This is a genomic window from Lysobacter sp. Root494 (assembly GCF_001427225.1).
Taxonomy (GTDB): Bacteria; Pseudomonadota; Gammaproteobacteria; order Xanthomonadales; family Xanthomonadaceae; genus Agrilutibacter.
Genome location: NZ_LMFH01000005.1, coordinates 827,534 through 840,767 on the forward strand (window position 1 = coordinate 827,534; position 13,234 = coordinate 840,767).

Annotated in this window: 14 protein-coding genes; 9 read left to right on the plus strand and 5 right to left on the minus strand. The window is 63.2% G+C overall.

Annotated features, from left to right (window positions below; translation table 11 throughout):
- Nucleotides 1-7 precede the first annotated feature (7 nt).
- The 4 genes from ASD14_RS07165 to ykgO form a co-directional block, all read right to left on the minus strand.
- Complete coding sequence (locus ASD14_RS07165) at nucleotides 8-895, minus strand: carbon-nitrogen hydrolase (RefSeq protein ID WP_056131015.1); 888 nt, start codon at nucleotides 893-895, stop codon at nucleotides 8-10.
- Between the two features lie 132 nt (nucleotides 896-1,027).
- Nucleotides 1,028-2,068, minus strand: coding sequence for an agmatine deiminase family protein (locus ASD14_RS07170; protein WP_056132245.1), 1,041 nt, complete (start codon nucleotides 2,066-2,068; stop codon nucleotides 1,028-1,030).
- Between the two features lie 90 nt (nucleotides 2,069-2,158).
- Complete coding sequence (locus ASD14_RS07175) at nucleotides 2,159-2,485, minus strand: hypothetical protein (RefSeq protein WP_056131018.1); 327 nt, start codon at nucleotides 2,483-2,485, stop codon at nucleotides 2,159-2,161.
- Nucleotides 2,486-2,649: 164 nt separating this feature from the next.
- Nucleotides 2,650-2,775 carry a type B 50S ribosomal protein L36 gene (gene ykgO, locus ASD14_RS07180; protein ID WP_010342887.1) on the minus strand — a complete coding sequence of 42 codons (126 nt, stop codon included), beginning with the start codon at nucleotides 2,773-2,775 and terminating at the stop codon, nucleotides 2,650-2,652.
- Nucleotides 2,776-2,994: 219 nt separating this feature from the next.
- Here ykgO and cmk point away from each other — a divergent pair, with 219 nt between their 5' ends.
- From cmk to galU, 8 genes are all read left to right on the plus strand, one after another.
- Nucleotides 2,995-3,666 (plus strand): (d)CMP kinase, encoded by a 672-nt coding sequence (gene cmk / locus ASD14_RS07185; RefSeq protein ID WP_056131021.1) that lies wholly within the window; start codon nucleotides 2,995-2,997, stop codon nucleotides 3,664-3,666.
- Between the two features lie 176 nt (nucleotides 3,667-3,842).
- A complete protein-coding gene (rpsA, locus tag ASD14_RS07190; protein WP_056131022.1) occupies nucleotides 3,843-5,531 on the plus strand; it encodes a 30S ribosomal protein S1 in 1,689 nt (562 codons plus the stop codon).
- 160 nt (nucleotides 5,532-5,691) lie between these two features.
- Nucleotides 5,692-5,994 (plus strand): integration host factor subunit beta, encoded by a 303-nt coding sequence (locus ASD14_RS07195; RefSeq protein ID WP_056131025.1) that lies wholly within the window; start codon nucleotides 5,692-5,694, stop codon nucleotides 5,992-5,994.
- Between the two features lie 143 nt (nucleotides 5,995-6,137).
- Entirely contained in the window at nucleotides 6,138-6,398 is a 261-nt protein-coding gene (locus ASD14_RS07200; RefSeq protein ID WP_056131027.1) for a lipopolysaccharide assembly protein LapA domain-containing protein, read from the plus strand.
- A 2-nt stretch (nucleotides 6,399-6,400) separates the two neighbouring features.
- Nucleotides 6,401-7,576 (plus strand): lipopolysaccharide assembly protein LapB, encoded by a 1,176-nt coding sequence (lapB, locus tag ASD14_RS07205; protein WP_056131030.1) that lies wholly within the window; start codon nucleotides 6,401-6,403, stop codon nucleotides 7,574-7,576.
- A gap of 3 nt (nucleotides 7,577-7,579) precedes the next feature.
- Nucleotides 7,580-8,584, plus strand: a complete 1,005-nt coding sequence (locus ASD14_RS07210; protein WP_056131034.1) for a hypothetical protein — start codon at nucleotides 7,580-7,582, stop codon at nucleotides 8,582-8,584.
- On the plus strand, nucleotides 8,581-10,494 hold the full coding sequence (locus ASD14_RS07215) for a nucleoside-diphosphate sugar epimerase/dehydratase (RefSeq protein ID WP_056131036.1): 1,914 nt from the start codon (nucleotides 8,581-8,583) through the stop codon (nucleotides 10,492-10,494). The genes ASD14_RS07210 and ASD14_RS07215 overlap by 4 nt, the downstream gene beginning before the upstream one ends.
- Complete coding sequence (gene galU, locus ASD14_RS07220; protein WP_056131038.1) at nucleotides 10,494-11,411, plus strand: UTP--glucose-1-phosphate uridylyltransferase GalU; 918 nt, start codon at nucleotides 10,494-10,496, stop codon at nucleotides 11,409-11,411. Before ASD14_RS07215 ends, galU begins: the two co-directional genes overlap by 1 nt.
- Before the next feature lie 43 nt (nucleotides 11,412-11,454).
- Here galU and ASD14_RS07225 read toward each other — a convergent pair whose 3' ends face one another.
- Nucleotides 11,455-11,886, minus strand: coding sequence for a hypothetical protein (locus ASD14_RS07225; RefSeq protein ID WP_056131040.1), 432 nt, complete (start codon nucleotides 11,884-11,886; stop codon nucleotides 11,455-11,457).
- A gap of 46 nt (nucleotides 11,887-11,932) precedes the next feature.
- Between ASD14_RS07225 and ASD14_RS07230 the strand changes: the two genes are divergently transcribed.
- A complete protein-coding gene (locus tag ASD14_RS07230; protein WP_056131042.1) occupies nucleotides 11,933-13,228 on the plus strand; it encodes an FAD-binding oxidoreductase in 1,296 nt (431 codons plus the stop codon).
- The last annotated feature ends 6 nt before the right edge of the window (nucleotides 13,229-13,234 follow it).

Here is a 13,234-nt window from a genome sequence, read left to right on the forward strand (position 1 = left end):
CCTGGCCTCAGTCGCGATAGCGCTTCAGCAGGTCGCCGTAGGCATCGATGCGCCGGTCGCGCAGGAACGGCCAGATGCGGCGCACGTGCTCGCTGCGCTCCATGTCGACCTCGCACATCAGGATTTCGGGATCGTTCTGGTTGGCTTCGGCGAGGAATTCGCCCTGCGGTCCGAGCACATGGCTCGAGCCCCAGAACTGGATGCCCGAAGTTCCCATCGGCGAAGGCTCGTGTCCGACGCGATTGCAGGACAGCACCGGCAACCCGTTGGCGACGGCGTGCCCGCGATGGCTGAGGATCCACGCGTTGCGCTGGCGATCCTTCTCCGGCTGCCCGTCGTCCGGATCCCAACCGATCGCGGTCGGATAGAGCAGCAGTTCCGCACCGGCGAGCGCCATCAGGCGCGCGCCTTCGGGGTACCACTGGTCCCAGCACACCATCACGCCGAGGCGGCCGACCGAGGTGTTGATCGGTTCGAAGCCGATGTCGCCCGGCGTGAAGTAGAACTTCTCGTAGAAGCCCGGGTCGTCCGGAATGTGCATCTTGCGGTACTTGCCCGCGGTGGAGCCGTCCTTTTCGAAGACAACGGCGGTGTTGTGGTACAGGCCGGTCGCGCGCTTCTCGAACAGCGAACTCACCAGCACCACGCCGTGCTCCTTCGCGAGCTTGCCGAGGCGTTCCGTGCTCGGGCCCGGGATCGTTTCGGCGAGGTCGAATTCGCACACGTTCTCGTGCTGGCAGAAGTAGGGACCGTTGTGGAGTTCCTGCAGGAGGACCAACTGCGCGCCGCGCTTCGCCGCTTCAGCCACGCGCGCTTCGATCACGGCGAGGTTCGCATCGGCATCGCCGTGGTTGCGCTCCTGGATCAGGGCGACGGGCAAGGTGGTCTTCTTCATGGCCGATGCGGCTCCGTGATCAATTCGATGATTGTAGTTGGCGCCATGCGCACGGCGGGTTGCACCTGCCGGTTCGCGCCTACGCCTTGTCGTGAGTCGCGAGCACTGCTTCAGCTCCGCAATTGCCTTCGGTTATTCCTGCCTCACGAGCCCGGCAGGCAACTGCATCGTGATGCAATGCAGGCTGCCGTTCTGCCAGATCAGCGGGCGGCAGGGCACGGCGATCACTTCGCGATCGGGAAACGCTTCCGCCAGCACGGCCTGTGCGGGGGAGTCTGCTTCGTCGCCGTACGCCGGCATCAGCACAGCGCCATTAATGATGAGGAAGTTGGCGTAGCTCGCCGCAAGCCGGCGCCCCTCGTCGACGATCGGCCTGGCCCACGGCAGTGGGAACAAGCGGTACGGCTTGCCTTCGCGGGTGCGCAGCGCGGCGATCTCGTCGGCCATCGCCTTGAGTTCCGCATAGTGCGAGTCCGAAGGGTCTTCGCACGCCTGGAAAACGATCGCGTCCGGTCCGGCGAAGCGGGCGAGGGTGTCGATGTGGGCGTCGGTGTCGTCACCCTCTAGGTAGCCGTGATCCAGCCAGAGCACTCGGTCCTGGTGCAGCCAGCTGGCCAGCCGGCGGGTGATCTCTTCGCGGCCAGCCGTCGGGTGGCGTTCGCGTAGGCACTGCCAGGTGCTCAGCAAAGTGCCTTCACCGTCGGTCTCGATCGCGCCGCCTTCCAACGCAAAATCAATAGGTTGGCGTGCACTGTTCAAGAAGGTTCCAGTTTCGTCGAGGTGCTCGATCAACTGGTCGTCGCGGCTTGCTTCGAACTTGCCACCCCAACCCGTGAAACGGAAATCCAGCAGCCGGAAACCGCCGCCGTCGCGCAGGGAAATGGGCCCGGAATCGCGCAGCCAGGTGTCGTCGTATGCGGCGGGAACGAAGCGCACACGCGACAGGTCCACGCGCGCCGAACGCAGGCGCGCCTCCGCATAGGTCTGCAGGTCGTCATCGGCGACGCAGATCAGCACCGGCTCGAACCGCGTGATCGCGGCCACCAGGGCGATGTAGGTCTCCTCGACTTCGCCCAGGCGATCGGCCCAGTCGGTTTCCGCATGGGGCCAGGCAATCAGGATGGCGGACTGGGGTTCCCATTCCGCGGGGAAACGAGGGGGAGCTGGATTCATCGTGTGCGCGAACAAACAAAAGAAAACGGCGGGCATGATACCCGCCGTGATGGATTGGCCCGTTGTATGCGGTGGTAGCCGCGCAGCCGGTTACTTCACCGGAGGCTTCGGGCCGATTTCCTGCTCGTCGGCCTTGTTGGCCACGACGTCGATCACGCGGCTCTTTTCGAAGTAGACGGTGAACGCGGGATAGACCCAGCGGTTGATCGTCGGCCACTGGCGCTTCTGGCCGCCGCGAGGATCGAGTTTGTCGGACGGCGCGCCGTACCTGGCTTCGACCTGGGCCATGGTCTGGCCACGGGTAGGCATGGTGGATTTGTTCTCTTCCTTGACGCGGTCGACCAGTAGCGTCTCCGCCGAAACGGCGCCCGCCAGGGCGAGCAGGGCGAACATCGGAATCGCTTTCCAGGCTTTCATGGCTGTCACTCCCCAGTGGACGTCGAATTGTACGCACAAGCCTGCGTACAGCGGCAGCAAGACGCCGTCACGGTTTTGCATCGCAGGTGTGCATGCACCCCAGGTCCCTGAAACGCGAAAAGCCGCCTTGCGGCGGCCTTCCTGCGAACCGGGAACGCTGGCGCTTAGCGCTGGCGAGCCTTGAAGCGCGGGTTCGACTTGCAGATCACGAAGACCTTGCCACGACGGCGGACGACCTTGCAGTCGCGGTGACGGGCCTTCGCCGACTTCAGGGAGGACAGGACCTTCATGACAAACCTCGGACGAAAAATGGATGGAAACGGGTTGGAGCGGAACGAAGCCCGCGATTCTAGCCGACAAATTATTGAAGGATCAAGTGGTTGCGTGCCCTGAACCGGAGGCGCGACCACGTGCCGTAATTCCGGAGCATCCGCCGAGCAGCTGTGGGCTACAGAGCGTATTCCGCCCCTGGCGGCGGTTTGCTTCGGACCTCCCTTCATAATGGACGCATGACTGACACCATTCCCGTACTCACCATCGACGGCCCTTCCGGCTCCGGCAAGGGCACCATCAGCCGCCTCGTGGCGCAGCGTCTGGGCTGGCATTACCTGGATTCCGGGGCTCTTTACCGTGCGGTCGGCGTCGCTGCCGGGTGGGGCGCGATCGATCTCGATGACCATGCGGCCCTGGTCCGCTGCGCGTTCGACACGCGGATCGAGTTCCACGACGACGGCAACGAACTGCGGGTGCTGGTCAATGGCCTCGACGCCACCGACGAACTCCGGACCGAAACCGCTGGTGCCGCGGCTTCCGCCATCGCCGCTATACCCGAAGTCCGGTCGGGGCTGAAAGACCGCCAGCGGGCCTTCCGCCAGCCGCCGGGCCTGGTCGCGGACGGACGGGACATGGGGACCGTGATCTTCCCGGATGCACCCTTCAAGGTATTCCTCACCGCCAGCGCGGAGGAAAGGGCAGAAAGGCGCTATAAGCAGTTGATGGAAAAAGGAGTTTCCGTTACATTAAGCGGTCTGCTGCGGGAGATTCTCGCCCGCGATGCCCGTGACGCCCAGCGTTCCGTGGCGCCGCTACGACCGGCCGATGACGCCGTCCGTATCGACACTACCGGGCTGGGGATCGAAACGGTCGTCGAGCAGGTGCTGGCTTTATTGCCCAGGCCCTGAGCGAGCCACTCGCGCGGCAGACAAGGCCCCGTCGCAATCGTGCGAAGGGATTTCCATCCATTGGTGCATCAATCCCGATAGCACCGCACAACGGGTGGGTCGCCGGATCCTGGCGGACTCGATCGAGTCCCCGTCCCCCGTCTGCGACCCGTGTGTTCAACCGAGTATTTTTTCTAATGACCGAATCATTTGCCGAACTGTTTGAACAGAGCCAGACCAATCTGGCGAAGCTGAAGCCGGGCTCCATCGTCATCGGTACCGTCGTCGAAGTCCGCGGCGACGTAGTGGTGATCAATGCCGGCCTCAAGTCCGAGGGCATCGTGCCCATCGAACAGTTCCGTAACGACGCAGGCGAAATCGACGTCGGCGTGGGCGACGAAGTGAAGGTCGCCCTCGACTCCATCGAGAATGGCTTTGGCGAAACCGTGCTGTCGCGCGAGAAGGCCAAGCGTTCGATGGTGTGGGATGAGCTCGAAGAAGCCCTGCAGGCCAACGCCACCATCACCGGCCGCATCAGCGGCAAGGTCAAGGGTGGTTTCACCGTCGACATCAAGGACGTCCGTGGCTTCCTGCCCGGTTCGCTGGTCGACGTGCGCCCGGTGCGCGACTCTTCGTACCTCGAAGGCAAGGAGCTTGAGTTCAAGCTCATCAAGCTCGATCGCAAGCGCAACAACATCGTCGTCTCCCGCCGTGCGGTGGTCGAGAGCGAACATTCGGAAGAGCGCGAACAGCTGCTCGAGAAGCTCGTCGAAGGCGCAGTGCTGAAGGGCGTGGTCAAGAACCTCACCGATTACGGCGCGTTCGTCGACCTCGGCGGCATCGACGGCTTGCTGCACATCACCGACATGGCCTGGAAGCGCGTGCGTCATCCGAGCGAAGTGGTCGAAGTCGGCCAGGAGCTCGACGTCCGCGTGCTCAAGTACGACCGCGAGCGCAACCGCGTCAGCCTCGGCCTGAAGCAGCTGGGCGAGGATCCGTGGGACAACATCGCGCGTCGCTACCCGGCCAATACCCGCGTGTTCGGCAAGGTCTCCAACGTCACCGATTACGGCGCGTTCGTCGAGATCGAGCCGGGCGTCGAAGGCCTGGTGCACGTCTCCGAAATGGATTGGACCAACAAGAACGTCAACCCGTCGAAGATCGTGCAGGTCGGCGACGAAGTCCAGGTCATGGTCCTCGACGTGGACGAAGAGCGTCGCCGTATCTCGCTGGGCATGAAGCAGGTCACCAGCAATCCGTGGGAAACCTTCGCGGCCATCCACAAGAAGAACGACAAGGTGTCGGGCCAGATCAAGTCGATCACCGACTTCGGCATCTTCATCGGCCTGGACGGCGGCATCGACGGCCTTGTGCACCTGTCCGACCTCAGCTGGAACACCACCGGCGAAGACGTGGCGCGCAACTACAAGAAGGGCGACACGCTGGAAGCCGTGGTCCTGGCCGTTGACCCGGAACGCGAGCGCATCTCGCTCGGCGTCAAGCAGCTCGAACAGGACCCGATGGGCCAGTACGTGGCTACCAACGCCAAGGGTTCGATCGTGAAGGGCACCGTGAAGGAAGTCGATGCCAAGGGAGCGACCGTCGAGCTGGAAGGTGGCGTGGAAGGCTACATCGCCGCCCGCGACATCTCCCACGATCGCGTGGACGATGCCAGCAAGGTGCTGAAGGTCGGCGACGAGATCGAAGCCAAGATCGTTGGCTCGGACCGCAAGGGCCGCAGCATGCAGCTGTCGATCAAGGCGAAGGATCAGGCCGAGCAGGCCGAAGCCCTTGCCGACTACAACCGCTCTGCCGCGGATGCATCCAGCGGTACCACCAGGCTGGGCGCGCTGCTGCGCGAACAACTGGGCAACAAGGGCGAGTAATCGCCAACTTGTTGTAAGTTGTTGAAACAACGAGGGCGGCCCGGCATGCCGGGTCGCCTTCGGTCTGTAAGACGATCGGCATCCGTTGTGAATCTCGGAGTCGATCGAAGGAGGGCGCGAGGGGGCGTCCGCCTGGCAGTCAGGGGAGTAAAGCCACGTCATGACCAAGTCCGAACTGATCGAGATCCTGTCGCAGCGTCAGGCACACCTGAAGGGCGATGACGTGGATCTGGCGGTCAAGGCCCTGCTCGAGATGATGGGCGGCGCACTCTCCAGCGGAGAGCGGATCGAGATCCGGGGCTTCGGCAGTTTCTCCCTGCATTTCCGTCCGCCGCGGCTGGGCCGCAATCCGAAGACGGGCGAATCCGTCGCGTTGCCGGGCAAGCATGTGCCGCATTTCAAGCCAGGCAAGGAGTTGCGCGAGCGCGTGAGCGGCGTGATTCCGGTCGAAGAAAACGACTGACGTAACGCGGCGGACTTGTTTGCCGCCACCGCTCGCAAAGCGCGGCACGCGGCGTTGCGATTTCCTTGAATGATGGTGCGTCGCTTCGTTGCGACGTGTCCGTTAAGCTACGTGGATGACGACTGGGCCGCTGGGAGGCCGTCATGCATGTGATCCGACTATTGATTGCCTTTGCCTGCATTGCACTGGGTGCGATCGTGGGTGCGCTCAATCGTCAGGCCGCCCTCATTGATCTTGGCGGCACGCAGATTTCAACGACTCTCGGCGTTGCGCTGCTGGTCGCATTGCTGCTCGGCGTGCTTCTTGGTGGGGCAGCGATTGCCGCCAGCGTCGTATGGCCACTGAGGCGTCGCCTGGCTCGAATCGAACGCCAGGGCGCGCCGACTTCCACTACCGGAGCCTGACGATGGAATTCATCAATGAATGGTTCTGGTTTTTCTTGCTGCTGCCGATTGCAGCAGTCAGCGGTTGGGTGATAGGCCGGCGCGGAGGCGAGCGGCACAGCGACAGTCAGGTCAGCAAACTTTCCACGACGTACTTCCGCGGCCTGAACTACCTGCTCAACGAGCAGCCAGACAAAGCGATCGAGCTGTTCCTGCATATCGCCGAGCTCGATAAGGACACCTTCGAAACGCAGGTCGCGCTTGGCCATCTTTTCCGCCGCCGCGGCGAGGTCGATCGCGCCATCCGTCTTCACCAGGCCCTCGTGCAGCGCACGGGCTTGAACGATCAGCAGAAGGTGCAGGCCTTGCTGGCACTGGGCGAGGACTACATGCGCTCGGGTCTGCTTGACCGTGCCGAAACCGTCTTCAGCGATCTGGTCGCGCTCGACATGGCGCCGCTCGCGCTGAAGCACCTGATCGGCATCTACCAGGCCGAACGCGACTGGGACAAGGCCATCGAGAACGCGCGCCGCTACGAAGCCGCGACCGGCGAGCCCATGGGCAAGCTCATTGCGCAGTTCGAGTGCGAAGTGGCGGAGCGCCAGCGTGCCGCGGGTGAGGCTGATGCGGCGCGCGCCGCGGTGGCGCGTGCGTACGAGGCCGATGCCAATTCGGTGCGCGCAGGAATGATCGAGGGACGGATCGAACTCGACGACGGCAATGACCCTGGCGCCATCCGGGCATTCGAGCGCGTCGCCCGCGCCGATCCCGACTATCTTCCTGAAATCCTTCCTCCGCTTTTGTCGGCCTATGAGCGGGTCGGTGACAACCCCGGAGCCAAGGCTTTTCTCGCCGAGATGTGCGAACACTACAGGGGCATTTCGCCGGTGCTGGCGCTGACGCAGATGGTCGAAGCCGATGAAGGAGTTCCGGCCGCGCGCGCCTATCTTGCGCGGCAGTTGAAGGATCGCCCCTCCGTTCGTGGCGAAGCCGCACTGATCGATCTCACGCTCGCCGAGCAGGCCGATCCGCTCGCGACGCTGCACGATCTCAAGCACATCACCGACCAGTTGCTGGTTCGTAATCCCAGCTACCGGTGCACCCGTTGCGGTTTCGGCGCACGCAGCCATCACTGGCAGTGCCCGAGCTGCAAGGAATGGGGATCGGTGAAGCCGCTACTGAATTACGCGGTGGTCTGACGGATGCTGTACTGGTTCGTCCTCCACCTCGCCATCGGACTGGTGGGCACCTGGCTTGCGCGCAGGTATGCGATCCGGAGCGATCTGATCGACCATCCGGGGGAGCGCCGCAGCCACGATGTTCCTACTCCCCGAGGTGGTGGCATTGCCATCGTCATTGCGCTGCTGGTCGCCGCTTTCGTGCTTGCCTGGCGCCACCCGCAGCAGATCATTCTGATAGCCGGGTTCGCGATCGGCTTGCTGCTTGTGGCCGGCGTCGGGATGGTCGATGACCATAAACCGTTGTCACCCCTGCTGCGGTTGGGAGTTCAGGCTCTCGCGGCCGCGATCGTTGCCTTGGCTGTGGCGGCAACCTCCGGCGACCTCGTGTTGTCGCTGATCGCGTTTGCCGCCGCGATGGTGCTGACCAACGTCTGGAACTTCATGGACGGGATCAACGGCATTGCAGCGACGCAGGCTGCACTGGTGGCTGGGGGGCTGGCCCTGATCGTTGGCGGCATCTGGACCTGGCTGGCGCTTGCATTGGCAGCCGCTTGCCTGGGCTTTCTGCCATTCAATTTTCCACGGGCGCGGATTTTCCTCGGGGATGTGGGAAGCGGTGCACTTGGCTTCGCCATTGCGACGCTTCTGGCGGTATCGCTTATGGATGGCCGTCTGTTTGCGCCTTTGTTGCTGCTTCCACTGTCGGCGTTCCTGGTGGATAGCGGCCTGACCCTGCTGCGCCGGATCGTAAGGAGGGAGCGATGGTGGGCTGCCCATGCTCAGCACGCCTATCAGCGTTGGGCGAGCATCTCCGGCTCTCACACGATCGTGACATTCATGTACGCAAGCTGGACAGTTGCAGGTTGGCTATTGGCCTGGTGGCTTGGGCCAAGGACGGAGGGACAGGTGGTCCTTTGTTGCCTGGTCTGGTTCACTATGGCGGCGGCTTCATGGGCCTGGCTGCAGCGTTTCCATGAAACTGGTGGCGGGCCGCGGATTGCAGCGACAGAAAAGGACAGGAAATGAGTTCCTGGTTTGATCGATGGAAGAGTCTGCTTCCCCGGCAGGCAGTGGTATGTCACGACCTTTTCATGGTCTGGCTGGTGTGGCAAAGCCTGCATCGCCTGCGTTGGGGGATGGTGAGCCATCCTCCGGAAATCCCCTTATGGAGCACCGAGGTTGCGCTGGTCCTGATCGCCCAAGGGCTGGTTTTCTGGCAGATCGGTCTGTACAGAGGGCTCTGGCGCTTCGCGAGCGTCCCGGATCTGTGGAACATCCTGAAGGCCTGCGTGCTAGGCCTGTTTGCAATCCTGCTTGGGCTGTTCCTCTATAACCGCCTGGACATGGTGCCGCGCACCGTCCTGGTGCTTTATCCGATGGCCCTGATGGCACTGCTTGGCGCTCCGCGCCTGGCGTATCGGGCGTGGAAGGACAGTCGTATTGAGGGAGCCCACGGCGAAGGCAGCGTGCGCACTCTCATCCTGGGCGCAGGCCGGGCGGGCGAAGCATTGGTCCGCGATCTCCGCCGGGTAGGTAATTATCAGCCGGTGGGTTTCCTTGATGACGCCGCAGCTCTCAGGGGCAGCAAAGTGCAAGGCGTGCCCGTACTGGGCACGGTGCAGGATGTCGCGGAAATCGCACGCGAGACTGCGGCCAAGCTCCTCGTCATCGCAATGCCGTCCGCAGATGCGCGGGCGATGCAACGTGTGCTGGCCGCGTGCGAGCGTACCGGCCTGCCATTCCGCATGGTCCCACGATTGCAGGACATCCTGGAGGGGCGTTCGCTTCCCGGTGAGCTCAAGGAAGTCGCGATCGAAGACCTGCTCGGACGCAAGCCCGTTTTGCCGGACTGGAAGTCCATTCGCGGTTGGCTCGGCGGCCGCACCGTTTTGGTTACTGGTGCCGGCGGTTCGATCGGTTCGGAACTCTGCCGCCAATGCGCCCGTCATGGCGCGCATCGGATTGTGTTGATCGAGATGGACGAGATTGCACTGACGACGACGGAAGCGACGCTGCGCCGCGACTTCCCGGATATCGAATGCATTCCACTACTAGGGGATTGCGGCGATCCAGCATTGACCAATCATGCGATGAAGTTGGCAGAACCGGATGCAGTCTTTCATGCCGCCGCCTACAAGCAGGTGCCGCTTCTCGAATCCCAGCTGCGCGAAGCCGTACGGAACAACGTGTTGGCGACCAGCACTGTCGCGCACGCATGTCGGGAGCATGGCGTGGGCACATTCGTGCTCATCTCCACGGACAAAGCGGTGGACCCGGTCAATGTGCTCGGCGCAACCAAGCGTCTCGCGGAGATGACCTGCCAGTCGCTCGCTGACCATCGGTCGACCCGTTTCGTTACGGTGCGCTTCGGCAACGTACTCGACTCGGCCGGCAGCGTGGTGCCGCTGTTCCGCGAGCAGATCCGCAAGGGCGGTCCGGTCACGGTGACCGATCCGGAAGTGACACGCTTTTTCATGACGATTCCCGAAGCCTGCCAGCTGATCCTGCAGGCATCGGCAATCGGCACCCACGAAGCAATCTACACGCTCGACATGGGAGAGCCGGTGCCGATCCGGTTGCTGGCCGAGCAGATGATCCGGCTGGCAGGAAAGCAACCCGGCCGCGACATTGCTGTCATCTATACCGGCCTACGTCCCGGTGAAAAACTTCATGAAACGCTTTTCCACGCGGATGAACGCTATCGGCCGACCGCACATCCCAAGATCCTGCAGGCGGAGCCACGCCAGGTTGCGCCGCAGGTCATCGAGCAGGCGATAACCCACCTGCGCGAAGCCAGCGCGCGTTACGACGTTGAGTCGCTGAAGGAACAGTTGCGGGCCGCGGTCCCCGAGTTCGAGCCCGTGGGCTCACACGGCGTGGAACACCAGGCCTCTACCGTGGTGGCATTCCCCACACGCAATATCAGGAAGATTTGATGTCTCCCGCTGCAAAGCAGACTCGCATCCGTACCGCAGTATTTCCCGTTGCAGGGCTCGGCACCCGGTTTCTTCCCGCCACCAAGACGGTGCCGAAGGAAATGCTGCCGATCATCGACAAGCCACTGATCCAGTATGCAGTCGACGAGGCCGTCGAAGCCGGATGCGACACGCTGGTCTTCATCACGAATCGCTACAAGCACGCGGTCGCGGATTATTTCGACAAGGCCTACGAACTCGAGCAGAAGCTCGAGCGCGCAGGCAAGTTCGAGCAACTGGACCTGATCCGCAATGTCCTGCCGCCGAATGTCCGTGCCGTGTTCGTGACGCAGGCTGAGGCGCTTGGCCTGGGCCATGCGGTGCTCTGCGCGAAGGCTATCGTCGGTGATCAGCCCTTCGCGGTCCTGTTGCCGGACGACCTGATATGGAACAAGGGTGGCACCGGTGCGCTGAAGCAGATGGCCGATGCCGCCGAAGCGACGGGCGCAAGCATGATCGCCGTACAGGATGTGCCGCGCGAACAGACCTCCAGCTATGGCATCGTCGCCACCGAATCATTCGAGAGCCGCCAGGGACGGATCAGCGGCATCGTTGAAAAACCCGAACCCGATGTCGCGCCGAGCACATTGGCGGTGGTCGGACGTTACGTCCTCAGTCCGCGCATTTTCGACCTGCTTGAATCGACCAAACCGGGCGCGGGCGGCGAAATCCAGCTCACGGACGCAATCGCCGGATTGCTCAAGCAGGAGCCGGTCAACGCCTATCGCTTCAAGGGCACGCGTTTCGACTGCGGCACGCATATCGGGCTGATCGAAGCCACCATCCGCTACGCGCTTGACCACGAAAAGCTGAGCGACGTCGCGATGCGACTGATGCAGAACGCGCTCGACGAACTCGGCGTCAAGGACATTCACTGATTGTCTGGGCAGGCGGCCGAAAGGCGTATGCCTTGTTGTCAACCTACGGGGCGAATTTCCACCACGCCCACGCGGACCAGGCAATCAACAGGCCGGCCAGCACCAGAGCCGCGGTACCGGCCAATTCGACCCGGCGAGCCCACGCGAGTCCGGGGGCATCCCGCAGCACGCGCACGTCACGAAGCGTCTTCCACTTGGAAGGAGGGAAGCGGCCTTCCAGGCGCGAGGCATGACCCAGCTCCCGTAGCGTCAGGCCGAGGCCAATCGCGGGAATCGCCAATCCGGTTCCAAGTGCGCATAGAAGCAACGCTACCCAGAAACGCACCGTGTCGGGATCGCCGTTTCCGAATTGCTCCGTGAGATGGTTGAGCCAGGCCTGCAGCTGCCATAGCAGCACGCCGCAAAGAAGCACGATTCCCGCAAGCAGCCACATGGCCCGCTTGCGATAGTCTTTGTCCGCGTAATGGATTTCCATCTGGCACCCTCCCCGAGCATGCTAATCACACCTGTGCCGCACGGACATGTCCAGACCTCCTGTCAGCTATTACCGCGCAACCGTCACAGAGCGCGCGCCGACGCCAACACTGAATTCGCACGAGGAAGCCAGCGTATGCGTGGTCGGCGGCGGGTTTGCCGGATTGAATACCGCCTTGGGGCTGGCCGAGCGGGGCATGCGCAACATCGTGCTGCTCGAAGCCAACGAGATCGGGCATGGAGCCTCCGGTCGCAACGGAGGCTTCGTATTCGGCGGATATTCGCGCGGCGAAGATGCGCTTCTGCGCGAGCTCGGACCGGAACGGGCGCGCGCGCTCTACCGGGGAACGACCGCCGCGGTGTCCCTGATCCGGCGCCGCATCGACCAGTACGGAATCGATTGCGACGTAAACGATGCGGGGGTGATCTGGGCGAACTGGTTCCGCGACCAGGACATCCTTCGCCGACGGCAGTCCCTGCTGGAAGAGCATTACGGGGAACATTGGGAGTGGCTGCCACGCCACGAGCTCCGGCGGCGGATACGGACCACCCGCTATCACGACGGACTGTTCGAACGTCATGCCTTCCACTTCCATCCACTGAAGTACGCCAGGGGCATTGCCGACGCCGCAAGCCGCGGGGGCGTGACCATCCGCGAACGCAGTCCCGCACGTGGTCTGCGGCGCGAAGGTGAGCAATGGCGAGTACAGACGCCCAGTGGCGAAGTACTCGCCGAAAACGTGGTGCTGGCGTGCGGCGGTTACCTCGCGCGCCTGCAGCGGCGTGTCGATGCCGCCGTACTGCCGATCGCGACATACGTGATGGTTACCGAGCCCCTGGGGTCTCGCATGAGCGAGGTGTTGAGCACGAACGCGGCGGTCTACGACACCCGCTTCGCTTTCGATTACTACCGTCCGCTGGCCGATACGCGACTGCTATGGGGCGGGCGGATTTCCGTGCTGGATCGTTCGCCCGAAGCTGTGAAGCGCCTGCTGTACCGCGATCTGCTGAAAGTATTTCCGCAATTGAAAGGCGTGCGCATCGATTACGCCTGGTCGGGCCTGATGAGCTACGCCAGGCACCAGATGCCGCAGATCGGCCAGATCGACGACGGTTTGTGGTTGGCGCAGGCGTTTGGCGGACACGGCATCGCTCCGACGACATTTGCCGGGGAAGTCCTGGCCTCCGCATTGGCGGAAGGCGACATGCGTTGGCGCGAGTTCGCGGACTACGGCCTCGTATCCGCCATGAAGCCGGCCGGCTTCGTCGGCGCGCAGCTGAGCTACTGGTGGGCGGAATTCAAGGATGCATGGAACTCGGAGCGGGAAGGCCGCGACGCCTGATCGAAA

What these genes read in the sequence shown, in the direction of transcription:
- ASD14_RS07165 (WP_056131015.1), bottom strand. Translation starts at nt 895, where the DNA reads ATGAAGAAGACCACCTTGCCCGTCGCCCTGATCCAGGAGCGCAACCAC.
- ASD14_RS07170 (WP_056132245.1), bottom strand. Translation starts at nt 2,068, where the DNA reads ATGAATCCAGCTCCCCCTCGTTTCCCCGCGGAATGGGAACCCCAGTCC.
- ykgO (WP_010342887.1), bottom strand. Translation starts at nt 2,775, where the DNA reads ATGAAGGTCCTGTCCTCCCTGAAGTCGGCGAAGGCCCGTCACCGCGAC.
- ASD14_RS07230 (WP_056131042.1), top strand. Translation starts at nt 11,933, where the DNA reads ATGTCCAGACCTCCTGTCAGCTATTACCGCGCAACCGTCACAGAGCGC.
- ASD14_RS07195 (WP_056131025.1), top strand. Translation starts at nt 5,692, where the DNA reads ATGACCAAGTCCGAACTGATCGAGATCCTGTCGCAGCGTCAGGCACAC.
- ASD14_RS07210 (WP_056131034.1), top strand. Translation starts at nt 7,580, where the DNA reads ATGCTGTACTGGTTCGTCCTCCACCTCGCCATCGGACTGGTGGGCACC.
- ASD14_RS07175 (WP_056131018.1), bottom strand. Translation starts at nt 2,485, where the DNA reads ATGAAAGCCTGGAAAGCGATTCCGATGTTCGCCCTGCTCGCCCTGGCG.
- rpsA (WP_056131022.1), top strand. Translation starts at nt 3,843, where the DNA reads ATGACCGAATCATTTGCCGAACTGTTTGAACAGAGCCAGACCAATCTG.
- ASD14_RS07225 (WP_056131040.1), bottom strand. Translation starts at nt 11,886, where the DNA reads ATGGAAATCCATTACGCGGACAAAGACTATCGCAAGCGGGCCATGTGG.
- ASD14_RS07200 (WP_056131027.1), top strand. Translation starts at nt 6,138, where the DNA reads ATGCATGTGATCCGACTATTGATTGCCTTTGCCTGCATTGCACTGGGT.
- cmk (WP_056131021.1), top strand. Translation starts at nt 2,995, where the DNA reads ATGACTGACACCATTCCCGTACTCACCATCGACGGCCCTTCCGGCTCC.
- ASD14_RS07215 (WP_056131036.1), top strand. Translation starts at nt 8,581, where the DNA reads ATGAGTTCCTGGTTTGATCGATGGAAGAGTCTGCTTCCCCGGCAGGCA.
- galU (WP_056131038.1), top strand. Translation starts at nt 10,494, where the DNA reads ATGTCTCCCGCTGCAAAGCAGACTCGCATCCGTACCGCAGTATTTCCC.
- lapB (WP_056131030.1), top strand. Translation starts at nt 6,401, where the DNA reads ATGGAATTCATCAATGAATGGTTCTGGTTTTTCTTGCTGCTGCCGATT.